23 protein-coding genes and 1 rRNA gene are annotated in these 21704 nt (G+C 36.2%); 16 read left to right on the top strand and 8 right to left on the bottom strand.

Going from position 1 to position 21704, the window contains the following annotated elements; genetic code table 11:
- Positions 1 to 188 (bottom strand): 16S ribosomal RNA (locus BUB91_RS13825); the annotation flags it as partial.
- Positions 189 to 1137: 949 nt separating this feature from the next.
- Here BUB91_RS13825 and BUB91_RS13815 point away from each other — a divergent pair.
- Together BUB91_RS13815 and BUB91_RS13810 are read left to right on the top strand one after the other, a co-directional pair.
- Positions 1138 to 1545: a DUF2141 domain-containing protein gene (locus tag BUB91_RS13815; RefSeq protein ID WP_073099879.1), complete on the top strand. Its 408-nt coding sequence runs from the start codon at positions 1138 to 1140 to the stop codon at positions 1543 to 1545.
- A gap of 97 nt (positions 1546 to 1642) precedes the next feature.
- On the top strand, positions 1643 to 2590 hold the full coding sequence (locus BUB91_RS13810; RefSeq protein ID WP_073099878.1) for a LysR family transcriptional regulator: 948 nt from the start codon (positions 1643 to 1645) through the stop codon (positions 2588 to 2590).
- Between the two features lie 61 nt (positions 2591 to 2651).
- Here the strand turns inward: BUB91_RS13810 and BUB91_RS13805 are convergent, their stop codons facing one another.
- The 3 genes from BUB91_RS13805 to BUB91_RS13795 form a co-directional block, all read right to left on the bottom strand.
- Positions 2652 to 2849 carry a hypothetical protein gene (locus BUB91_RS13805; protein ID WP_073099877.1) on the bottom strand — a complete coding sequence of 66 codons (198 nt, stop codon included), beginning with the start codon at positions 2847 to 2849 and terminating at the stop codon, positions 2652 to 2654.
- Between the two features lie 140 nt (positions 2850 to 2989).
- A complete protein-coding gene (locus tag BUB91_RS13800) occupies positions 2990 to 3790 on the bottom strand; it encodes a TIGR00266 family protein (RefSeq protein WP_073099876.1) in 801 nt (266 codons plus the stop codon).
- Between the two features lie 131 nt (positions 3791 to 3921).
- Complete coding sequence (locus tag BUB91_RS13795) at positions 3922 to 4377, bottom strand: DUF4442 domain-containing protein (protein WP_073099875.1); 456 nt, start codon at positions 4375 to 4377, stop codon at positions 3922 to 3924.
- A 144-nt stretch (positions 4378 to 4521) separates the two neighbouring features.
- Here BUB91_RS13795 and BUB91_RS13790 point away from each other — a divergent pair, with 144 nt between their 5' ends.
- The 9 genes from BUB91_RS13790 to BUB91_RS13750 all read left to right on the top strand — a co-directional run bounded on the left by BUB91_RS13790 (position 4522) and on the right by BUB91_RS13750 (position 15191).
- Positions 4522 to 5034, top strand: coding sequence for a DUF4870 domain-containing protein (locus BUB91_RS13790; RefSeq protein ID WP_073099874.1), 513 nt, complete (start codon positions 4522 to 4524; stop codon positions 5032 to 5034).
- Positions 5035 to 5154: 120 nt separating this feature from the next.
- Entirely contained in the window at positions 5155 to 5499 is a 345-nt protein-coding gene (locus tag BUB91_RS13785; protein WP_073099873.1) for a PadR family transcriptional regulator, read from the top strand.
- Positions 5492 to 7225 carry a PspC domain-containing protein gene (locus BUB91_RS13780; protein WP_073099872.1) on the top strand — a complete coding sequence of 578 codons (1734 nt, stop codon included), beginning with the start codon at positions 5492 to 5494 and terminating at the stop codon, positions 7223 to 7225. The genes BUB91_RS13785 and BUB91_RS13780 overlap by 8 nt, the downstream gene beginning before the upstream one ends.
- A 29-nt stretch (positions 7226 to 7254) precedes the next feature.
- Positions 7255 to 7989 carry a head GIN domain-containing protein gene (locus tag BUB91_RS13775; protein ID WP_073099871.1) on the top strand — a complete coding sequence of 245 codons (735 nt, stop codon included), beginning with the start codon at positions 7255 to 7257 and terminating at the stop codon, positions 7987 to 7989.
- A 224-nt stretch (positions 7990 to 8213) separates the two neighbouring features.
- Positions 8214 to 9125, top strand: a complete 912-nt coding sequence (locus BUB91_RS13770; RefSeq protein ID WP_073099870.1) for a geranylgeranylglycerol-phosphate geranylgeranyltransferase — start codon at positions 8214 to 8216, stop codon at positions 9123 to 9125.
- An 11-nt stretch (positions 9126 to 9136) separates the two neighbouring features.
- Positions 9137 to 9727 carry a Maf family nucleotide pyrophosphatase gene (locus BUB91_RS13765; protein WP_073099869.1) on the top strand — a complete coding sequence of 197 codons (591 nt, stop codon included), beginning with the start codon at positions 9137 to 9139 and terminating at the stop codon, positions 9725 to 9727.
- 149 nt (positions 9728 to 9876) lie between these two features.
- Positions 9877 to 12375 (top strand): PIG-L family deacetylase, encoded by a 2499-nt coding sequence (locus tag BUB91_RS13760; protein WP_073099868.1) that lies wholly within the window; start codon positions 9877 to 9879, stop codon positions 12373 to 12375.
- A 108-nt stretch (positions 12376 to 12483) separates the two neighbouring features.
- Positions 12484 to 14217 (top strand): sodium:solute symporter family protein, encoded by a 1734-nt coding sequence (locus BUB91_RS13755; protein WP_073099867.1) that lies wholly within the window; start codon positions 12484 to 12486, stop codon positions 14215 to 14217.
- A gap of 2 nt (positions 14218 to 14219) precedes the next feature.
- Positions 14220 to 15191 (top strand): Gfo/Idh/MocA family protein, encoded by a 972-nt coding sequence (locus BUB91_RS13750; RefSeq protein ID WP_073099866.1) that lies wholly within the window; start codon positions 14220 to 14222, stop codon positions 15189 to 15191.
- A 91-nt stretch (positions 15192 to 15282) separates the two neighbouring features.
- Here the strand turns inward: BUB91_RS13750 and BUB91_RS13745 are convergent, their stop codons facing one another.
- The gene (locus BUB91_RS13745) at positions 15283 to 16122 is read right to left on the bottom strand and encodes a DUF2911 domain-containing protein (protein ID WP_073099865.1); all 840 of its coding nucleotides are present in this window, start codon (positions 16120 to 16122) and stop codon (positions 15283 to 15285) included.
- Positions 16123 to 16407: 285 nt separating this feature from the next.
- Here BUB91_RS13745 and BUB91_RS13740 point away from each other — a divergent pair, with 285 nt between their 5' ends.
- The 4 genes from BUB91_RS13740 to BUB91_RS13725 all read left to right on the top strand — a co-directional run bounded on the left by BUB91_RS13740 (position 16408) and on the right by BUB91_RS13725 (position 19246).
- Positions 16408 to 16920: an SRPBCC family protein gene (locus BUB91_RS13740; RefSeq protein ID WP_073099864.1), complete on the top strand. Its 513-nt coding sequence runs from the start codon at positions 16408 to 16410 to the stop codon at positions 16918 to 16920.
- Between the two features lie 3 nt (positions 16921 to 16923).
- Positions 16924 to 17622 (top strand): SDR family NAD(P)-dependent oxidoreductase, encoded by a 699-nt coding sequence (locus tag BUB91_RS13735; RefSeq protein ID WP_073099863.1) that lies wholly within the window; start codon positions 16924 to 16926, stop codon positions 17620 to 17622.
- Between the two features lie 48 nt (positions 17623 to 17670).
- The gene (locus tag BUB91_RS13730) at positions 17671 to 18975 is read left to right on the top strand and encodes a cryptochrome/photolyase family protein (protein WP_073099862.1); all 1305 of its coding nucleotides are present in this window, start codon (positions 17671 to 17673) and stop codon (positions 18973 to 18975) included.
- An 82-nt stretch (positions 18976 to 19057) separates the two neighbouring features.
- Positions 19058 to 19246 (top strand): hypothetical protein, encoded by a 189-nt coding sequence (locus tag BUB91_RS13725; protein ID WP_073099861.1) that lies wholly within the window; start codon positions 19058 to 19060, stop codon positions 19244 to 19246.
- A 3-nt stretch (positions 19247 to 19249) separates the two neighbouring features.
- On the opposite strand, the gene BUB91_RS13720 is transcribed toward BUB91_RS13725, so the two are convergent.
- The 3 genes from BUB91_RS13720 to BUB91_RS13710 are packed head-to-tail and all read right to left on the bottom strand — an operon-like array spanning position 19250 to position 20949.
- Positions 19250 to 19984 carry a class I SAM-dependent methyltransferase gene (locus BUB91_RS13720; RefSeq protein ID WP_073099860.1) on the bottom strand — a complete coding sequence of 245 codons (735 nt, stop codon included), beginning with the start codon at positions 19982 to 19984 and terminating at the stop codon, positions 19250 to 19252.
- A 4-nt stretch (positions 19985 to 19988) separates the two neighbouring features.
- Positions 19989 to 20672 (bottom strand): ATP-binding cassette domain-containing protein, encoded by a 684-nt coding sequence (locus tag BUB91_RS13715; RefSeq protein ID WP_073099859.1) that lies wholly within the window; start codon positions 20670 to 20672, stop codon positions 19989 to 19991.
- Complete coding sequence (locus BUB91_RS13710; RefSeq protein ID WP_073099858.1) at positions 20650 to 20949, bottom strand: hypothetical protein; 300 nt, start codon at positions 20947 to 20949, stop codon at positions 20650 to 20652. Before BUB91_RS13710 ends, BUB91_RS13715 begins: the two co-directional genes overlap by 23 nt.
- 198 nt (positions 20950 to 21147) lie before the next feature.
- Here BUB91_RS13710 and BUB91_RS13705 point away from each other — a divergent pair, with 198 nt between their 5' ends.
- The gene (locus tag BUB91_RS13705) at positions 21148 to 21669 is read left to right on the top strand and encodes a 5' nucleotidase, NT5C type (protein WP_073099857.1); all 522 of its coding nucleotides are present in this window, start codon (positions 21148 to 21150) and stop codon (positions 21667 to 21669) included.
- Positions 21670 to 21704 lie beyond the last annotated feature (35 nt).

Raw genomic sequence — 21704 nt, 5'->3', positions numbered from 1 at the left:
ATAGACTATGGAGGATTAATCCAAGTTTCCCTGGGCTATACTCCAGTACAAGGCAGATTGCATACGCGTTACGCACCCGTGCGCCACTCGTCAGCAGAAAAGCAAGCTTTTCCCTGTTACCGTTCGACTTGCATGTGTTAGGCCTGCCGCTAGCGTTCATCCTGAGCCAGGATCAAACTCTTCATCGTAGTGTCTTTTATAATATTCCACGATATAAGGAAATTTAATCACACTCTAAAAGAGTGCTCAAAATGGTCGTTCTAGTTTTAATTCAAATATTATCTATCTCTAAATAATACGCGTTGTCAATTCAATATGTCAAATAACTTTCCCTCTAATTAAAGAAGAAACTTCTTGAAAGATGCTAAGGAATCGAACCTTAATTTTATCACCAAATCACCTCATTTTCAATGTGCGTTGCTCTCCGTGAAAGCGGCTGCAAATATACAACTCTTTTTATTTATCAAACAAATAAAATTTGAAGTTTTTTCTAGCCTCTCTACAAGCAACTTTTCTAAGAACTTACCCGCTTTTTTTTGCCAAAAAACCGGAGGGCAAAGATACTACCCTTTTTCTATTACTAACAAGCTTTTCTAAAACTTTATTTTATCTATTTAACAAAGAACGTAAAACCGTTTTTTATATCCGATTTTGGAGGCGCAAATATAGAACCAATAACTGACCCGGCAAGGGATTTTTTAAAGTTATTTGAAAATTATTACCCAAAACCTTAAAACCAAAGACTTACAACTAACACGTTTTATAATATATCCTTAAAAAGAACTTGTTTTACCCGATTACCACTGGTAGAATTTCCATAAAAAACAGGGAAACCAAAGTCTCACAGACACTTTACTCGATGAAATGCACAAAATGAGATTTAGGCAAAAACTTTCAATTTCCTGTTTTGTTTCAGTATATCTAATTATTAAGGTGATTTATTCCTCTTATCCGCCTAGATTAAGCTTAAAAATAATTCAAAGCCTCCAAAATTATATTTCTAACCCCATTAATTACTCCTCTAAAGTATAAGATAAACAGTTCGTCCTTGTTAATCTACAACTGAGTGCTATTCTTTGCTCATATATAAACAAGCTCTAATAGATTAGCATCAGTATTAATTCTAAAATTAACATTATGAAAACTACACTCTTATTATTTGTGACATTTATCAGTTTAATAAGTTACTCTCAAGAAATTTCCTCTATTAAAGTGACTATAGAAAATGCAAACAGTGATGATGGCACTGTAGGTTATACTCTATATAATAAAGACAACTTTATGGGTATGCCTTTAAAAGTTGCAAATAGTGAAATTAAAGATGGTAAAACTTCTGTGGTGTTTGAGAATATCGCTTCCGGAACCTATGCCATTTTATGCTATCACGATAAAAATGGAAACGGCAAAATGGATTTTGAAACCAACGGAATGCCAAAGGAGTCTTACGGTTCTTCAAACAATATTATGGCTATGGGACCCCCACAATGGGAAGATTGTAAATTTGAATTAAAAGATGAACCGATTTCGTTAAACATTAGATTTTAATCGAAGTTATTTAGCAATAGAGCAAACCCAATATTTATCACATTTTTTATAAGAAAAATCAATCGGTCGTTATATTTTTGAAGTTTAATTTACACCTATGACGATTACTCAATTAAAATATGTACTTGCTGTTGCAGAAAATCAGAATTTTACTAAAGCTGCAGAAAAAACCTTTGTGACTCAACCTACGTTGAGTATGCAAATTCAGAAGCTTGAAGATGAGCTTGATATTTTAATTTTTGACCGAAGTAAGAAACCTATAGAGTTGACAGATATAGGTAGTAAAATTGTAACTCAAGCGCGCAATATCGTAAACGAAGCAAATCGTATCGCAGATATTGTAGATCAACAAAAAGGATTTATTGGAGGAGAGTTTAAACTCGGGGTTATACCTACGGTTATGCCCACTCTTCTACCGATGTTCCTGCGTAATTTCATCAATAAATATCCTAAGGTTAAATTAAAGATTGAAGAATTACCAACGGAAACAATAATAGAACGACTAGAAGAAGGTCATCTGGATGCTGCGATTGCAGCAACTCCTCTACAATTAGAAAATATTAAAGAGCGTCCTTTATATTACGAACCTTTTGTAGCTTATATACCCGAAAATCATTCCTTACATAATATTCAAAAAATAACTGTTGCTGACCTTGATCTTAATGACATGTTATTATTAGAAGATGGACACTGTTTTAGAGACGGAGTTGTTAATCTATGCAAAACCAATCGAAACTATGAAGATGAAACATTCTCTTTAGAGAGCGGAAGTTTTGAAACTTTAGTTCGTTTGGCCAATGAAGGATTAGGAATGACATTGTTACCTTATTTGCATACATTAGATATTAAAGATACCGAAAAAAAATATCTACATCACTTTAAAGAACCAGCTCCAGCACGGGAAGTAAGTCTTCTTTACCACAAGAGTGAATTAAAAATGCAAATTATTGAAGCATTACGCTCAACCATTGCAGGCGTTGTAAAAGGAGCAATTACATTTCAGAATGTAGAGATTATAAGTCCACTCCCTCAAAAAAGTAAGTGAGTTAAAAACCAGTGAATATAAAAAAGGCTTCTCGAACGAGAAGCCTTTTTCATATTATACGTTATGCATTGAGATAAATCATACATTGATTCAATTCTGGATTTGTTTTGGTTAGTTCCTGAATCCAGACTCTTAATTCTTCCAATTCATAAGGAAGTAATCGTTTTGCAGCTTTTTGAAGTTCTTTGCAAAAAAGTACACTATCAAAACTTACTTTTTTTAAAATAGTTTTAGTGTACTCAAACATTGCTCTTGCCATATTTGATTGTTTTTAGATTAGATGTTTTTGTTAGGTAATCTTCAATTCAATAAGCAGGTTTGTTAAAATTTCTTATTAAAAATAAGTTTTTAAATCTAAAAAAATTGTTAAAACACGTAAATCCTACTTTATTTAAAGGATTAAAATCTATTATCACCGTCTAACAGATCTCCCAGACCTCCCAAAATACTACCCTCACCTTTATCTTTTCCTCCCATTTGAGGAGCAGATGCTAAAACCCGTTTTGCCAGACGACTAAATGGCAACGACTGAATATAAACCGTACCCGGACCAGAAAGTGTTGCAAAGAAAACACCTTCTCCTCCAAAAATTGTGTTCTTAATACCTCCTACAAATTCTATATCGTAATTCACTGTATGATCAAAACCTATAATACAACCAGTATCTACTTTTAATTTTTCTCCGGGATGTAATTCTTTTTTAAAAGTTGTTCCGCCGGCGTGTACAAAAGCCATACCGTCACCTTCTAATTTCTGCATAATAAAACCTTCTCCTCCAAAAAGACCACGACCTAATTTTCTTGAAAATTCAATACCAATTGAAACACCTTTTGCCGCACATAAGAATGCATCTTTTTGACAAATAAATCTTCCGCCATTTTTAGTAAGATCTATAGGAATGATTTTTCCTGGATACGGAGAAGCAAAACTTACTTTCTTCTTTCCGATAATGTCGTTATAGAAAACTGTCATAAACATACTCTCACCGGTTAGCAATCGCTTTCCGGCACCAAAGACTTTGTTAAGTAACCCTGAATCATTTTTAGAACCGTCACCAAAAATGGTTTCCATTCTAATACCGTCTTCCATCATCATAAAGGTCCCCGCCTCTGCAATCACGCCTTCCTGAGGATCTAGTTCGATCTCTACATATTGCATTTCCTCTCCAAAGATCTGGTAATCTATTTCGTGTGCTGTCATTTATATTTCGTTTTTGATTTGATTGATATTAATAAGTAGTTGTCACGAAACAAACGTTACATATAAATAAGAATTACTACATTCTAATAAAATAACTGATTGATATTTAGCAATTAGAAATGAGTGAATATTTAACTTTTTATTTTCACCGTCCATTCAAAATCAAAAGTACTCACTACTACTCCATCTTTATTTTTACCTACACTTTTCATCCAGAAGGTCTGACCTGCTCCAGTCTCAACGGTTTTAGCAATCGCCTCTTCTATTTTATGCCCTTCTTCACAGATAAATGTAATTTTCCCAGTTGCCTTTTTACTAAATGAAGCTTTATTATTAGCAACAAGCATTGATATCTTTTTACCACTTTTCTGTATTTGAGCAATTACCATCGTGCCGGTGCTCAGCTCAGCAGCCATACCCTGTACAGCCCAAAACATGGAGTTAAACGGGTTTTGATTGATCCATTTATGGGTTACCGTTGTTGTACAACTGGTATCAGAAATTGCTCGTACACGCACACCACACAACCAGGCTGATGGTAGTTTGAACATTAAAAATTTATTGAATTTACCGGGAGTAACTACCATAATCTGTGTGTTTATACCTCAAAAATAGACTTCTAATCTGATTTCTGTAAGTTTCTTTTTTGTTAATATTTAGTTAAATTAAAGTACTATGTAATACAAAATACCTGCTTTTATATATATATTTGCATAAGAAAATAATAAGCAATGGAAACTAGCATCAAAACCAATCAGAAAAACATAGCAGCATTTATACACTTATCTGTATTTACGCAATTCATCTTTCCGTTAGGGAATTTTATCGCTCCCCTACTTATTTGGTTAGCGCTAAAACGCGATTCTTTATTTATAGATAATCACGGAAGACGCGCCCTTAACTTTCAAATGAGCATGTTTATTTATGCAATCGCACTTATACTTATCGCTATTCCGTTTTTAGTATGGCAAGGTTTAATTGCTTCGGGCGAAATGGGATATATAAGTGAAGAAACTTTTGAAAACCTTGTGTTTCCGGGACAAGCCAGTGGCCTCATCATCACTGTATTTGTATTCGGTATTCTTTTACTAGCACTGTTTATCATCACCTTGTTTTCGGTGATATCTGCAGCAGTAAGTGCCAGTAATGGAGAAGCATACAAGTACCCATTATGTATAAACTTTTTAAAGACGCTTAAAGTTTCTGATAAAGAAACACCTTCAGACTCATCACCTGAGGTTTAAGCAAATGCATTTCAGTATAAATAGATTCTGAAATGAAAACAAGAGGGAAATCCTCAAAAAAATTTCCGCTCAGCGGAATCAAAAAACGAACAGTTATTAATCGCTTAACACACATGATCTATGAAGATTGAAAACACAAAGGCGCAGATGCGTAAAGGTGTTTTGGAGTATTGCATCCTCTCTATTTTAAAAGATGAAGATGCGTATGTTGCAGAAATACTAGAAACGCTTAAAGACGCTAAGCTACTGGTGGTAGAAGGCACTATTTACCCCCTTCTTACCAGACTTAAAAATGCTGGTTTACTCAATTACCGCTGGGAAGAATCAACCAGTGGGCCACCTCGTAAATATTACGGACTTACAGACACCGGTAAGCTCTTCTTAAATGAACTATCATCAACCTGGGATGACCTTCAAAAAGCCGTCTCACTGGTAACCAATCAAAAAGCAAAAAACAATGAATAAGACAGTTAATATTAATCTAGCCGGCCTATTTTTTCATATAGATGAAAGCGCGTATGCCAAATTGCAGCGCTATCTCGACGCGATCAAACGTTCGTTTACAGATGCTCAAGGTCGTGAAGAAATCATACAGGATATAGAAGCACGCATAGCAGAATTATTTTCTGAACGTGTGAAAAATGAGCGCCAAGTAATTGGTATGGCCGAAGTTGAAGAAGTAATCAACATTATGGGACAACCCGAAGATTACCGTCTTGACGAAGAGATTTTTGAAGATGAACCTACAAAAAAGCATAACTATACAGACTCTTCTACCAAAAAGCTTTACAGAGATACAGAGCACTCTTATATAGGAGGTGTGTGTTCTGGTCTGGGACACTATTTACAAATAGACGCAGTATGGCTACGTATCGCACTTATTCTGCTTACCATTTTCTCTTGGGGAGGATTTATTTTAATCTACGCCGCTTTCTGGATCTTTGTTCCAGAAGCGCGTACCACATCAGAAAAACTGGAAATGCGGGGAAAGCCCGTCAACATAGACAATATTCAGCGTAAGGTTAAAGAAGGCTTTGACACGGTTGCAGATTCCGTAAAAAATGTTGACTATGTTAAGTATGGTAACAAAGCTCGTGAAGGAGCCGGATCTTTTGCCAGTACGCTGGGCAAAATCATCATGTTTATTCTAAAGGTTTTTGTGAAATTTATAGGTATCCTACTTATCTTAATAGGTGGTTGTACACTAATAGGTCTTTTTGTAGGTCTATTTACTGCAGGAACTTTAGACTTTTTTGACGGCAGTATCGCAGATTATGTTGAGATGGCAAATACCAGTGGCGCACCACTTTGGTTGATTACACTCTTAACGTTCTTAGCAGTTGGTATACCATTCTTTATGTTGTTTTATCTAGGTCTGCGTATTCTGGTAAACACTTTAAAAAGGTTAAGCCTTACGGCGAAATTAACACTGCTAGGTCTTTGGTTAGTATCGCTTATCGCAATAGCTGTTCTTGGGGTACGTCAAGGTATGGCTACCGCAGTTGATGGTGAAAAGTTGATTACTGAAGTGTTACCGGTACAGTCTACAGATACACTTACAGTTAAGATGAAAACGCAAAACAAGTACAGCGCTGAAAAGTATCACAATCAAAGCTGGAAAATACGTACAGACGATAATGGTAATAAAGTGATTTACAATCGTGATGTAAACCTCAGCGTTCAAAAAAGTGATTCGCCAGAAACAAAACTAATCATTAAAAAGAATGCGCAGGGAAGCTCTTTTAACGAAGCTGAAAATCGCGCTCAGCAAATTGTTTACAATTTTGAAGTTATCGGAAACACCTTATTGCTAGACAACTTCTTTGTAACCGATTATATAAACAAGTTTAGAGACCAAGAAGTAGAATTGATTCTTGCTATCCCAGAAGGAATGGCACTTCTTACAGATAACAATATATCAACTTACCACAGAAGCAGATATTCTGATTTGCTGGATCGTGACTATATAGGGTATTATACAGTGATGCAAGATTCAGAATTGATCTGCACAACCTGTCCTATTGAAGTTATAGAACAAGAAGTGGAAGAAAATAATGAATGGGAATATTCAGAAAGCACATCAGATTCTACTGTAACAAATAACGTATATGAATACCAATCAAAAGTAGAACCTGAGCAAGATGGTGTTGAAGTAGAAACACCTGAGAAAGAATTAGATTCTATAAACTAATATCATTTATCAATCAAAAAACAAAAACTATGACAACACTAATCAAATTACTTATTGGAATAGTAACTGCTCTTATGGTGACCTCATGTAATTTCAGTTTAGATATGGGGCAGGTTAATGGCAACGGAAACGTAGTCAATAAAGACCTTAATCTCACAAAGGATTTTTCTAAAATTCACACCAGTAACGGTTGGGATGTAATTCTTAAAAAAGGTTCCACTCCAGCTGTCACAGCAGAAATGGATGACAACTTGCTAGAATATCTTGATGTTCATTATGAAGGAAACACACTGCGTATTGAAACAACAGACAATTCTAATATAGGTAATGCAACATCCCGTAAAATTCACGTGACCTACACACAGCCTTTAGAATCTGTAAAAGCAAGTAGCGCGTCTAACATCACAGCAGTAGAAACTCTTACCGGAGATCGCATCACTTTTGATGTCTCTAGTGCTGCTACTGTAAAAGTACCTGTTGAAATTCGGGAGATCAATGCAGATGCAAGTAGCGCTGCTACTTTACATTTAGAAGGTGAAGCACAGACGTTACGCTTTGATGCAAGTTCTGCAGCAACCATCAATGCTAAAGATCTTAAAGCAGAATTCTGTGACGCAGAAGCTTCTAGCGCAGCTAATATACGCGTTTATGTTTCTAAAGAAATCGCTACTAAAGCTTCAAGTGCGGGAGATATAGACTACTGGGGAGAACCAAAAAAAGTAGCTGTTATCGAAAATTCGGGAGGTGATGTTGATCAAAAATAATCACATTTGAGTTGATCTTAAACTCATTAAAGCCTCAAGAATTTTTGAGTAAATCACCTTGAGGCAAACCCACGGGGCATAAAAAAGAAACAGCTTTTACTTCAAGGTAAGTCTAAGAGCATTTAAATCTCGATTATCGAGTAAATATTACAAGTTCATCAATTGATCTAAAAGCTACATAATATGTGGCTTTTAGTATATTTGGTCTTTTCAAATTCTAGCGATTGACCTTCTTTAAATTTATTCGATATAAAAATCTGTTACTCATAGTACTCACACAGATTTTAGTGCATTATGGTTTTTTAAAGGCCTTAAACCTACCCACCGCCCTATCGCATTTTAATTTTGCACTTTTGCTCATTGCAACAGTTCTGATCGCTGCAGCCGGGTATGTGATAAATGACATCAATGATGTGGTTAGCGACCGCATCAATAAACCAACAAAAACTTATATTCCATCCTCATTCTCTGAGAGTTTTGCTTTTACTATCTACCTGGCATTAAATATTGCTGGTGTGGGCATTGGTTTCCTGATGTGCTATAGTATGGACTTAACTAACTTCGCAACCCTTTTTGTCTTGATTTCAGCACTACTCTATGTGTATGCCAACTTTTTAAAACAGCTGATCATAATCGGAAATTTGGTCGTTAGTATTGCCGTAGCTTCTTCAATTTTCATTGTGATCATTTTTGATATGCTTCCGCTACTGAATCGGTTTCAGCAAGAATTGATTACGCCTATGTCTATCTTAAGAGACTATGGCATTTTTGCTTTGATGCTCAATTTCCTAAGAGAAATTATTAAAGATATCGAAGATACAAATGGCGATCACGCCGCCGGAATTCAGTCTTTACCAATAGTTTTAGGATTAGAGCGTACCGCTAAACTTTCGGCTTATATCGCTGTGATTTATATTTTTACAATTCTGGGATATATCTATGCCTACTTGCAAGCTAATGTATGGACTTCAATATACCTAGTTGCCGCAGTTGTGGTACCACTGGTATTTTTTTGCATAAAAGCCCGTTATGCTGATAAACAAATTCATTATACGTTTCTATCTAAACTGCTAAAACTTATTATGCTTTTGGGTATCGTATCGTTGGGTGTTTTGACACTAACCTTAAAATTTTAAAACCTTATTTAATGCTCCAAAATCTCCTACAACATAAAAATCTCATTCTCGCTTCACAATCCCCGCGTAGACAAGAACTTCTAAAAGCTCTTGAAGTAGATTTTGAAGTTCGTTTAAAACCAATTGATGAGAGCTATCCAGCCGGAATGCAACCAGCAGAAATCGCAAAGTATATCGCCAAAAAGAAAGCCGCAGCATTTTTAAATGAACTTACAGATGATACAATTTTAATTACCGGAGACACTCTAGTATTTAAAGATGAGCAAGCATTAGGTAAACCCAAAGATGCAGAAGAAGCGACAAGAATGCTTCAATCATTGAGCGGGACCAGTCACGAGGTTATTTCTTCGGTTTGTGTGACTACTTCAAAGCTACAATGGGTTACCCACGACAGCGCAACGGTACATTTCAGAGTATTTTCAGAAGCAGAAATTCAGCATTATATCAATACCTATAAGCCTTTTGACAAAGCCGGGGCTTATGGCATTCAAGAATGGATAGGACATATAGCCTTGCTCAAATTAGAAGGTTCGTACAACACCGTAATGGGCCTGCCTACACAAAAATTATATTCACTTTTAGAAATTGCTGCTACGGCGTGATTTTTGATAAAATTAAATCTAAAAACTGATTAATTTTTACGGGTAAAATTTATGTTTCGTATTTTGCTAAGGAAACTAAAAAACCTCAGACTTAGCTCGTGTTTGAGCTAAGTCTGAGTATTCCCTAACCACAATAATTCTTTTAAAATATGCGCTTTTTTATCGCTCTTCTCTGCTGTGTTACCTTACAGTTGCAAGCCCAAAAACCTAAAAAGCCATCTTCTTCAGAAATATATGAGCAGCTTAAAGGCCTAAATTTTTTAGGCACAGCGCTTTATTTTGCTGCACACCCCGATGATGAGAATACAGCTATGATTTCTTATCTGGCAAATGATGTTCATGCTAGAACTGGTTACCTAGCTCTTACTCGTGGAGATGGAGGTCAAAATTTGATAGGCCCCGAAATCAGAGAGTTACTAGGTGTTATTCGTACTCAAGAATTATTAGCCGCCCGCAGAACCGATGGTGGCGAACAGCGTTTTACACGCGCAAATGATTTTGGCTATTCTAAAAATCCCGAAGAAACACTGGAATTCTGGGAGCAAGATCAGGTACTTAGCGATGTGGTTTGGGCTATTCGCAATTTTAAGCCTGATGTAATTATCAACAGGTTTGATCACCGGTCTCCAGGCACAACACACGGTCACCACACGACCTCTGCTATGCTCAGCGTTGAAGCTTTTGATTTGGTTAATGATCCTTCGGTTTTTCCAAATCAGTTAAAATATACCGAAATTTGGCAACCACAACGCCTGTTTTTTAATACCTCATGGTGGTTTTATGGCAGTCAGGAAAAATTTAAAGAAGCAGATAAAAGCAATCTGGTTTCTGTAGATGTGGGTAGCTACTACCCGGCTTACGGTTTAAGCAATACTGAAATTTCAGCATTAAGCCGCAGTCAGCATAAATCACAAGGTTTTGGTAATACCGGATCTCGTGGTGAGCAAGTAGAATACCTTGAACTTTTAAAAGGAGATTATCCGCAAAGCGGAAACATTTTTGAAGGCATTGATACATCTTGGAATCGTGTTGAAGGCGGTGCGGCTATTGGTAAAATACTTTATGAAGTTGAAGAAAATTACGACTTCAATAATCCTTCGGCTAGTTTACCGGAGTTGCTGAAAGCGTATACGCTCATCAAAAACCTAAAAGATGCACATTGGCGTGATCTAAAAACCAAGCAAATTACTTCAATAATCAAAGCGTGTTCTGGGCTGTATCTAGAAGCTGCTACCGGCCAACAAGCCGCCATTGCGAATGAGACAATCAATCTTACTTTTGAAGCTATTAACCGAAGTCATTTCCCTGTAGAAATAGAAAGTATTGAGTTAGTACCTTCCGGAAAAAAAATTGTTATTTCTCAAGATTTAGCATTCAATTCAGATTATAAAGAACAAGTACAATTTAATACAGGCGGTGCTGATCTTACTACGGCTTATTGGTTAACTGAGCAGGGTTCTGCGGGAATGTATAAAGTAACCGATCAAGAACTAATCGGCCTACCTGAAACTCCTAAGGTTTTCAAAGCCATTTTCAATCTAAAAATAGGTGCCATTAGCATTCCGTTTATAACAAATTTGGTTTACAAATACACTGATCGTGTTGAAGGTGAAGTATACGAACCGTTTGAAATTGTTCCGGAAGCTTCGGTAGCTGTTAAAGACCCTGTTATTATTTTCGCGAATGCGGAACCTAAAACAATCTTGACAGATGTAACAGCATACACCTCTAACCTATCGGGAACAGTTTCCTTAAATGTACCCATCGGCTGGAAGGTTAGCGAGCCACAAAAAGTAAATATCGCTCAAAAAGGCGAAACAAAAAGTATCGCATTTACAGTCACTCCGCCTAAAGATGCAAGTGAAGGTCTATTAGAACCGCAATTCGTTTTAAACGGAAAAACACTTACCGATAAAGTGGTTCGTATAGATTATGACCACATCCCTTTACAAACACTTACCCTACCTTCTACCAATAAACTGGTTCGATTAGATATTGACAAAAAAGGAAATTACATTGGTTATATCGCTGGTGCGGGAGATGTGATTCCTGAAAGTTTAAGACAGATTGGTTATCAAGTTGCAGAAGTTAGCCCGGAAGAAATTACAGCAAAAAACTTAGAGAATTTTGATGCTGTCGTAATGGGAATTCGTGCTTACAATGTGGTTGATGAACTCAAATACAAACAGCCAATTCTTTTAGATTATGTAAAAAATGGCGGCACTATGTTGGTACAGTATAACACCGCGAGAGGTTTTAGTTTTCCAAATTTAGGCCCTTACCCACTCCATTTAAGTAGCGACCGCGTTACCGACGAATTTGCAGAAGTCACTGTTTTAGATCCAACAGCTGAAGTACTCAATTACCCAAATAAAATAACAAATACCGATTTTGAAGGTTGGGTACAAGAGCGTGGCCTTTATTTTCCCGATGAATATGACAGCGCCTATAAACCTATAATTTCTATACATGATAAAGATGAAGCTGCAAGCGATGGCAGTTTATTAATCGCTAAGTATGGCGAAGGTCGTTATATTTATACCGGTTTAAGCTTCTTTAGAGAACTTCCGGCAGGAGTTTCTGGAGCCTATCGTCTTTTTGCAAATATGCTTTCCGTTGGAAAAAATGACCAAAAAATCAAACAATGATGCAGCCAAAAAAAGAAGGATGGTCTAAATATTATACGCTCGTACTCGTTATGAATGCTGTATATATCATTTTGTTCTTTTTATTAATGAAGTATTACACCGCTTAATATGCAACAAATAGACTGGATTGTACTGGTAGCAACTCTCGCTTTTATAGTTTTATATGGAATATATAAAACTCGCGGGCGTACCAATGTACAAGATTATATTCGCGGTGGTAATGAATCAAAATGGTGGACGGTAGGTCTTTCAGTGATGGCTACTCAAGCCAGTGCTATTACCTTTTTATCAACTCCGGGGCAGGCTTATAATGATGGTTTAGGATTTGTACAATTTTACTTTGGACTTCCTATTGCTGTAATTATCATCTGTATCTTCTTTATACCTATCTACTACAAACTCAATGTTTATACAGCTTATGAATACTTAGAGAGTAGATTTGATCAGCGTACGCGTTCATTAGCTTCCGGCTTATTCTTGTTATCAAGAGGTCTTGCTGCAGGGATTACCATTTTTGCACCTTCTATTATCTTATCTGCGGTTTTGGGCTGGGACTTAAATACGTTGAATATCATCATTGGTCTCCTCGTGGTTATTTACACCATTTCTGGTGGTACCAAAGCGGTTACCGTTACCCAAAAGCAACAAATGGGTGTGATTTTCTTAGGGATGTTTGCTGCGTTTTTTCTAATCATCAGCTATTTGCCAGAAAATATCAGTTTTAATAACGCTTTAGAAATTGCCGGCGCAGGTGGTAAACTTGATGTGCTTGATTTTTCTTTCGATTTTGATAACCGCTACACATTTTGGAGTGGAATTTTAGGTGGTACTTTTTTAATGCTCTCCTATTTTGGTACAGACCAAAGTCAAGTACAGCGCTACCTTAGTGGTAAATCTTTACGTGAAATGCAGTTGGGAATGATTTTTAACGGTCTGCTTAAGGTTCCGATGCAATTCTTCATTTTGCTTGTTGGAGTGATGGTTTTTGTGTTTTATCAATTCAACCCCACTCCGCTAAATTTTAATCCTGCAGCAACTGCAGCTATTCACGGTACTCCATTTGAAAAAGAATACAACGGTTTACAGAATAAGTTAGACGAATTGCGTTCAGACAAATCAGAAATAGGATTTCAGGTAGCTTCAGATCCCAACAAAGAGATTACGCAACCCAATGGTACTATTGTAAAAGCATCCCAAGCTTTGGCGGAAATCAATAAAGAAGAAAATAAAATAAGAGATGAAGCCCGCATGATTATCGGGCAGGCAAATGGCAACGTAGAAACAAACGACAAAGATTATGTCTTTATTCATTTTATCTTAAATAATTTGCCGCGTGGACTTATAGGATTACTTCTTGCGGTAATTCTCTCTGCCGCCATGTCATCTACCGCATCTGAGTTAAATGCTCTGGCCGCAACAACAACAGTCGATTTTTACCGCCGTAATCTGGATGAAGAGAAAGAAGAATCTCATTTTGTAGACGCAACAAAATGGTTTACGTTAAGCTGGGGAATTCTAGCAATTCTAATTGCCTGTACAGCCAATCTTTTTGACAACTTGATACAGCTGGTTAACATAATTGGATCTATTTTCTACGGCACCATTCTGGGTATTTTCATGTCAGCTTTCTTTATCAAGAAAATTAAATCTAAAGCTGTTTTTCCAGCTGCTATTCTCACTCAAATTCTAGTAATAGTGCTATTTTGTTTAGATAAGTTTGAATACATAAGATTGCCATATTTATGGCTTAACGTTATAGGCTGTGCACTAGTAATCTTTTTTGGATTACTTTTTCAAATTACAGGAAAACAGATATTAAATACTGAAGCAACAAACTCTTAACGATGAAAACAATACGCTGGGGAATACTAGGCTTGGGTAAAATTGCCAATAGTTTTGCTACAGATCTTCTACAAGTAACAGGGTCTGAACTGTATGCAGTGGCTTCCCGATCACAGGAAAAAGCTGATGAATTTGGCAAAAACTATAACGCAACTAAATGCTATAGCAGCTATGAGGAGTTAGCTGAAGATCCACAAGTTGATGCCGTTTATATCGCAACACCACACGTTCGCCATCATCAGGATACGATACTTTGCTTAACTAACGGAAAAGCTGTTTTATGCGAAAAACCTTTTGCTATGAATTTAGCTCAGGTTGAAGAAATGATAAGCGTAGCAAAAGCAAACAAGGTGTTACTGATGGAAGCTTTATGGACGCGTATGATGCCTCATTTTAAATTTGTAAAAGAAGAATTAGAAAGTGGAAAATACGGTGCTGTTAAAACGCTAACTGCAGATTTTTGTTTTGATGCAGATTTTAATCCAGAAGGTCGCTTGTATAATAAAGATCTTGGCGGTGGCTCGTTACTGGATATAGGCATTTATCCAGTATTTTGTGCATTAGGTTTATTAGGAAACCCTGAGAATATTTCGGCGAAAGCCAAAATAGGAAAAACAGGAGTTGATGAGGAAACTGAAATGACTTTTACTTATTCTTCTGGCACAAAAGTATTTTTAAAATCAAGCATCATTCAAGATACTCCTACAACAGCAACACTAATTTGTGAAAACGGAGTGTTAGTTCTCAATAGCAGATTCCATCAGACAGACAAAGTAACAGCGATTTTAGACGGAGTAAAAGTGGAACACGATTTTACTTATACAGGAAAAGGCTACTATTTTGAGATAGAACATTTTGCCGATCTATTAAGAGAAGGACATAAAGAAAGTCCGTTGATGTCTTATGATTTTAGTAGAACACTCATTAAAACCCTAGATGATATACGCGAACAAATAGGTTTGTTTTATGAATAACCTTGTTATTTATAAAACAAGCCGTCAATCTAAAATAAAAAAGCCATAAATCATTAGATTTACGGCTTTTAAATACGTATCTATTTAAGATTTACTGTGCTCCCCATTCTTTTAGAGAATCTGTATTCATCTTAATATAATCTGCATTACCAGCTTCTTTAGCTCCAGCAAGAGAAGCTTTTGCCGCCTCTACAGCTGCTTTCTTATCACCAGCTTTTGCTAAGATCAAAGACTGCTGACGCAATTGCCAAAAACGCGGAGTTTCAGTCATAGACATTGCTTTATTCATCCACTCTTTAGATTTGCTGATGTCTTTTCCGCTATTTAAATAATATACAGCAGCATTATAGTAATCTCCGGCGCTTGGCCCGCTAAGAGTTGTATCAATACTATTCATCACTTCGGCATCTGTCATAACTTCAAACTTGACAGGTATAACTGTATCTGCCCATAAAAAATTAAGTACCGCGCTATCTGCCATAATCTCATCAATTACAATGGTAAAAGTTTCCATGGTCATTGGCATATTTACAGGCTCAACCATAGTACGCAATGCTACTTTACTGTCATCAAATTCAGTAATTAAAGGATTAGAATGATCTGTGTAAAAAACAACTTCCCACATATCTTCACCCGGAATACTATAAATACTGTAAGTTCCTGCAGCTAATTCTTTGCCCGCAATCTTAATAGTTTTATCTATAGTTAATTTTGTAGTAGCATTAGCTCCTGTTCTCCAAATAGTACCGTATGGAAGTAATTCTCCAAAAATTTCACGACCACGCATGTTAGGTCTTGAATAATCGATGCTAACTTCAGTTAATCCTACAGTCTGCGATAATGTCGCATGTGGACTTGCTGCCGGAGTTTGTATCTGAGATTGAGCAAAACTTCCCAAAGCTAAAAAGCAAATAAATAGTATTTTTTTCATTTCAATAATAAATTTTAATTAGTAGTCTCTTCTTTTTTAATCAATTACAACTCTAAAAATAGCACTTTCAGCTAAAATATATAACGTTATAATAGGAACACCAAATTACTAATAAATAGAGGTTATAAATGTGGAATACCCGCATTTTTTAAAAAATATTTATACTCACTCTTTATAAAAAAAGGAAATAACTTTAATTTTTGTTTAACTTAAATACTTTTTCGTTAAACACTTTAGCCTTTATTTTTACAAAGGATTCACTTTTAAGCGCCTAAAGCCGCACCTATGAAAATTTACACGATGCATACCAAACAAAACCTACCCATCACACTTGAAGAGGCGTGGAATTTTATTTCAGATCCTAAAAATTTACAGATAATAACTCCTGATTATATGGGGTTTGAAATACAATCAGGCTCAGACAGAGCCATGTTTCCGGGACAAATTATACAATATAAAGTGTCTCCGGTTGCAGGTATAAAAATGGACTGGGTTACCGAAATCACGCACGTAAAACATCTCGACTATTTTGTAGATGAGCAGCGTTTTGGTCCATATGCCTTATGGCATCACAAACATTTTATTAAGGAAATTCCAGATGGTGTTGAGATAGAAGATGTTATAGATTATAAAGTGCCGATGGGAATTTTAGGACAACTCATACATCCATTTTTAGTGAAGCCTAAATTGCAAGAAATATTTGAATACAGAGAGCAAAAGCTCAATGAGTTATTCGGAGAATACAAACCAACCACAAAAGAAACGGAAGGCGTTCTTAAAAGTGAAATTTTAAATTAAGTTATGAAAAAAAATATACTACTTATTGGAGGATCACACGGTATTGGTAATGCTTTGGCACAACTAATACACAGTGATCATAATATATATATTGCATCGCGCAACAAGGAAGGTTTAGCTAATATTGAAGCAACCTACATAAATTATGATGTTGAAAATGGCGAATTAGATACCGAAAATCTACCTGAAGTTTTAGATGGATTTGTTTATTGCCCCGGTTCTATAAATCTGAAACCCTTTAAGATGTTGAGCAAAGAAACTTTTGAGCAGGATATGCAGCTCAATTTCTTCGGCTTGATAAAATCTTTGAAAGTGGTAACAGAACGCCTAAAAAGATCTAAACAAGCCAGTTTGGTATTTTTTAGCACAGTAGCAGTTAAAGTCGGTATGCCTTTTCATACTAGTGTCGCAGCATCTAAAGGTGCTATTGAAGGTTTTGCTAAAGCACTTGCGGCAGAATATGCTCCTAAATTCAGAGTTAACGTAATTGCTCCTTCCTTAACGGATACGCCACTGGCCGAAAAGCTACTAGGCAATGAGAAGAAGCGCGAGAAAATGGATGAACGCCATCCGCTGAAACGTGTAGGAGCCCCTGACGATATTGCAAAGATTGCAAGTTTCCTTTTAAGTGAAGATAGCAGCTGGATGACTGGTCAAATTTTAGGAGTAGATGGTGGGATGTCAACCTTAAACGTATCGTAGTCGAGTTCCACTAAACTCGATTTTTCACCTAACCAACCAATTTTTATTATGACTAGGCTTTCTGTTTTTTGGTTCCGAAGAGACTTGAGACTTGATGATAATGTAGGATTTCTTGAAGCCCTTAAAGGGGGTAATCCTGTTCTACCCATTTTTATTTTTGATAAAGAAATTTTAGATAAACTTCCTGAAGATGATGCGCGGGTTACTTTTATTTATGATACGCTTCAGAAAATACGTAAAACAATGCAAAATGAATACCGCAGTTCATTAGCGTTATATTACGGCAAACCAGAGGATATTTGGAAACAACTTACCGAGGACTATAATATTCAGGCTGTTTATACCAACCACGATTATGAACCTTATGCACTGCAGCGAGATAAAAAAATAAAAAAAATTTTAGAAGAAAAAGATGTTCCTTTTAAAACATTTAAAGATCAGGTAATCTTCGAGAAAGACGAAGTCGTAAAAGGCGATGGCAATCCTTATGTTGTATATACTCCGTATAAGAATAAGTGGCGGGAAGTTTTTGATGAAGATCAAGATCTCAAAATACATTATACGAGTCAGTATCTTAAAAATTTAATCGAAAATAGCCGACTGCCCAATCTTGATTTGAGCGATATGGGTTTTAAAAAGTCAAGTATTGAGATTCCCGATTATGAAGTAACTCCTACCTTAATTCAGAATTACGAAGACACCCGAAACTTTCCAGCAAAGGATGGCACCTCCCATTTAGGTCCGCATTTACGTTTTGGAACGGTCAGCATTCGTAAAATGGTCAAAAAAGCGATTGCTGAAAAGAATACTATTTTCTGGAGTGAATTGATTTGGCGTGAATTCTTTATGCAAATCCTTTATCATTACCCTGAAACGATTGATAAATCCTTCAGACCTAAATACGATCGAATTGAATGGCGCAATAATGAAGATGAATTTGAAAAATGGAAAAAGGGTGAGACCGGATTCCTTCTAGTTGATGCCGGAATGCGGCAACTCAACAAAACCGGTTATATGCACAATCGCGTACGCATGCTGGTCGCTAGTTTTTTATGTAAACACTTGCTTATAGATTGGCGTTGGGGAGAAACCTATTTCGCCGAAAAACTCTTAGATTATGAGCTATCAAGTAACGTAGGCAACTGGCAATGGGCTGCCGGGAGCGGTGTAGATGCTGCGCCTTATTTCAGAATTTTTAATCCGATGACTCAGGTTGATAAATTTGATAAAGACAAAAAGTACATTAGAGAGTTTGTACCAGAGTTTGATACTGATGACTACCCTGATAAAATGGTAGATCATAAGGAAGCTCGGGAGCGCTGTCTTAAAACGTATAAAGCAGCAGTATCTTAACAAACTAATAAATAGTCCTAAGCTTAGCTTAAATACCTAGGATCATTTTTTTTCCTGTTTTAACTTTATAAAAAAACTGATTATGAAAAAACTGATTTTAATTTTAAGCCTAGGTAGTTTTTTATTAAGTGCAACTTCATGTTCAAGTACTTATCGAACAACTTCAAGGAACTCTCCTCCTGGTCAAGTTAAAAAGGCTTACGGTGCTAAAAGTGCTAAAGCCTTTGCTCCCGGTCAAGAGAAGAAAAATAAACGGAAAAAAAAGTACTAATATTTATAATTTACCAACACGTAGTAATAACGGAAAATTAAACTCCCGTTTTTCTCTTGCTCCCCAGTGTTTATAAACATCATCTTGGATTAAGCGTAACGGATTCTTACCGTTAGCTTTTTCATAATGCTTTACTGCTGACCAAGTATTTAAATAATTAAGCAATTCTTCGACTGTCCAGTAAATTGGCATTGTAAGTTTTGGAGGTTCAATTTCCTTAAACGGAAAGGGGATGCTTTTGTAATTTTCATCCAGATACTTCCGTTCAGGATCCCAATATGGATCGGTAATCACTTTATAAAAATGTTGAATAACAGTATTCAATTCTCCTAAAGTCTCTAAAACGGAATACCCAATAACTGCAAAAATTCCGTCAGGTTTTAAATGATGTTTTACTTGTTTATAAAACGCATCAAAATCAAACCAGTGTATAGCTTGAGCCACGGTTATTAAATCAAACTGCTCATTGTCGTCAAAACGTTCTTCTGCCGTCTGAACCCGGTAAATGATATTTTTGAGTTGAGGCGCTTCAGCAAGTTGCTTTGCGCTGAGATCTGTTGCTAACACTTCATCAAAAACTTTAGATAATTCAAATGCTACCTGCCCATTACCCGTTGCTACATCCCAAGCTTTAGACTTCTGCTGAACAATATCAAATAAATAAACATACAATTCCTGAGGATAGGTCGGTCTGAATTTAGCGTAATCTGCTGCGTGATTGGAGAAATTGTCTTTCATAGTTTTATATACTTCGCAAGTAGCCCCCTGCTACAAGCTCTTGCAGTTCTTTAACCTGTTCTAATTTACCATTCTTTAAAACTAGTTTTCGGTCGGCCAGCTTCCAGACATCATCATAATAGTGATCTGTGAGCAAAATACCTTTTGTAACTTTTAAGGAAATTAAAAAATCGTGTATCAATTCTTTAAACAAGGGTTCTACCATAGAAAAAGGTTCGTCGAGCAGAAGGAATGGATGGTTAAGATTACCAATAATCAATACCTCTAAATACCGGCGTTGTCCCATAGACAACTCACTTACTCTTTGTTTGGCAATTTCAGTCATTCGCGGAGCTCTAAAAACCAAATCTTGTTGTTCTCCTTCAAAATATCTGGGAATAATATCCCAAACTTTTGATGACTGTGGTAAAAAACTAAATTGTGGTAAATATCCAATTAAGCCGCTCGCTACTATTTGATTTTTATGCCAAAATTTCCTACGGACATCAAATTGAGATTCATTAACCTTTATACTTCCGCTTTGCGCGGTTAAGGTTCCGAAGAGGATTTTTAACAATGTACTTTTTCCTGTTCCATTTCTTCCAAAAACCCCTAAAATTTCTCCGGTTTGCAGCTCAAAACCCGTTTGATTAAGCACGTGTCTTTCGCCAAAATGCTTGCTTATGTTATGAGTTTGTAAGAGTGCCAAGCGTTATGAGTTTTGAAATTATTAAAGTGATTAAAAACAAAACCGGTGTCACACAGAGGTTTATCAACCAAGTCTTGGCAACCAATTTATAACGGGTATATCCTAAATTGTAATATCCGTAAAATTCTGCTTTTTGAAAATAATTAAAAGAGAGTAATCCTACTGGAGTACCAAGAACACCAAAGACAATGGATGCTGTTTCCAAACTTCCAAACGGTATGGTTACCGCTGAAAATAACAACGCAAATAAAGTAACATCTCTATAAAACTTCCACATAAATTAGAGCTCTCTATAAAAATACTTAATTATAACCTTTGCGCTAATTCAAAACCTATAATTTAAGGTGAATTTAAAAATGATTTGACTCTAATACCGTATTTTGGCACCTTACCGGCTGGTTAAGTATTGAATCAGCTAGTTTTAAACTAAAATCTTGCAGGATTTTCCTGCTTCTATTATTTAAATAAAACTACTATGACCCTATTTGTAGACATGGACGAAGTGATTGCAGATACGTATCAAGCACACATTGACTTGTATAACACGAAATACAACGCAAACCTAAAAAAAGAAGATTGTCTAGGCTCTGAGGTCTGGCAAATGGTTCCTACAGAACATCAGGATTATATTAGAAATCACGCCAATGAACGTGGATTCTTTATAGATCTTGCTGTAATGAAAGACAGTCAAGAAGTAATGCGCGAACTTAACGACAAATATGAATTGTACATCGCTTCTGCAGCAATGCAATTTAAGACTAGTCTTGAAGAAAAAGCAGATTGGTTAGACAAACATTTTCCTTTTATACCATGGGAAAACCGCATTCTTTGTGGGCACAAGCATATTTTAAAAGGAGACATTTTAATTGATGATCGCTCGTATAACTTAGAAGCTTTTGATGGTAGAGGCATTCAGTTTACATCGCCTCATAATATCAAAACTAATGGTTTTGAGCGTGCTGATACTTGGCAAGATATAGCGAAATTGCTTTTGTAATCAGCTATATCCAAAAAAAAACCTCAGAATTCACA

This window comes from Leeuwenhoekiella marinoflava DSM 3653 (assembly GCF_900129005.1).
GTDB classification, from domain to species: domain Bacteria; phylum Bacteroidota; class Bacteroidia; order Flavobacteriales; family Flavobacteriaceae; genus Leeuwenhoekiella; species Leeuwenhoekiella marinoflava.
The sequence above is the reverse complement of the archived record's forward strand: the minus strand, read 5'-3'. Positions and strand labels throughout refer to the sequence as shown.

Excerpts from the sequence above, each read along its gene's own strand:
- BUB91_RS13815 (WP_073099879.1), top strand. The coding sequence starts at position 1,138 with ATGAAAACTACACTCTTATTATTTGTGACATTTATCAGTTTAATAAGT.
- BUB91_RS13810 (WP_073099878.1), top strand. The coding sequence starts at position 1,643 with ATGACGATTACTCAATTAAAATATGTACTTGCTGTTGCAGAAAATCAG.
- BUB91_RS13805 (WP_073099877.1), bottom strand. The coding sequence starts at position 2,849 with ATGGCAAGAGCAATGTTTGAGTACACTAAAACTATTTTAAAAAAAGTA.
- BUB91_RS13800 (WP_073099876.1), bottom strand. The coding sequence starts at position 3,790 with ATGACAGCACACGAAATAGATTACCAGATCTTTGGAGAGGAAATGCAA.
- BUB91_RS13795 (WP_073099875.1), bottom strand. The coding sequence starts at position 4,377 with ATGGTAGTTACTCCCGGTAAATTCAATAAATTTTTAATGTTCAAACTA.
- BUB91_RS13790 (WP_073099874.1), top strand. The coding sequence starts at position 4,522 with ATGGAAACTAGCATCAAAACCAATCAGAAAAACATAGCAGCATTTATA.
- BUB91_RS13785 (WP_073099873.1), top strand. The coding sequence starts at position 5,155 with ATGAAGATTGAAAACACAAAGGCGCAGATGCGTAAAGGTGTTTTGGAG.
- BUB91_RS13780 (WP_073099872.1), top strand. The coding sequence starts at position 5,492 with ATGAATAAGACAGTTAATATTAATCTAGCCGGCCTATTTTTTCATATA.
- BUB91_RS13775 (WP_073099871.1), top strand. The coding sequence starts at position 7,255 with ATGACAACACTAATCAAATTACTTATTGGAATAGTAACTGCTCTTATG.
- BUB91_RS13765 (WP_073099869.1), top strand. The coding sequence starts at position 9,137 with ATGCTCCAAAATCTCCTACAACATAAAAATCTCATTCTCGCTTCACAA.
- BUB91_RS13760 (WP_073099868.1), top strand. The coding sequence starts at position 9,877 with ATGCGCTTTTTTATCGCTCTTCTCTGCTGTGTTACCTTACAGTTGCAA.
- BUB91_RS13755 (WP_073099867.1), top strand. The coding sequence starts at position 12,484 with ATGCAACAAATAGACTGGATTGTACTGGTAGCAACTCTCGCTTTTATA.
- BUB91_RS13750 (WP_073099866.1), top strand. The coding sequence starts at position 14,220 with ATGAAAACAATACGCTGGGGAATACTAGGCTTGGGTAAAATTGCCAAT.
- BUB91_RS13745 (WP_073099865.1), bottom strand. The coding sequence starts at position 16,122 with ATGAAAAAAATACTATTTATTTGCTTTTTAGCTTTGGGAAGTTTTGCT.
- BUB91_RS13740 (WP_073099864.1), top strand. The coding sequence starts at position 16,408 with ATGAAAATTTACACGATGCATACCAAACAAAACCTACCCATCACACTT.
- BUB91_RS13735 (WP_073099863.1), top strand. The coding sequence starts at position 16,924 with ATGAAAAAAAATATACTACTTATTGGAGGATCACACGGTATTGGTAAT.
- BUB91_RS13730 (WP_073099862.1), top strand. The coding sequence starts at position 17,671 with ATGACTAGGCTTTCTGTTTTTTGGTTCCGAAGAGACTTGAGACTTGAT.
- BUB91_RS13725 (WP_073099861.1), top strand. The coding sequence starts at position 19,058 with ATGAAAAAACTGATTTTAATTTTAAGCCTAGGTAGTTTTTTATTAAGT.
- BUB91_RS13720 (WP_073099860.1), bottom strand. The coding sequence starts at position 19,984 with ATGAAAGACAATTTCTCCAATCACGCAGCAGATTACGCTAAATTCAGA.
- BUB91_RS13710 (WP_073099858.1), bottom strand. The coding sequence starts at position 20,949 with ATGTGGAAGTTTTATAGAGATGTTACTTTATTTGCGTTGTTATTTTCA.
- BUB91_RS13705 (WP_073099857.1), top strand. The coding sequence starts at position 21,148 with ATGACCCTATTTGTAGACATGGACGAAGTGATTGCAGATACGTATCAA.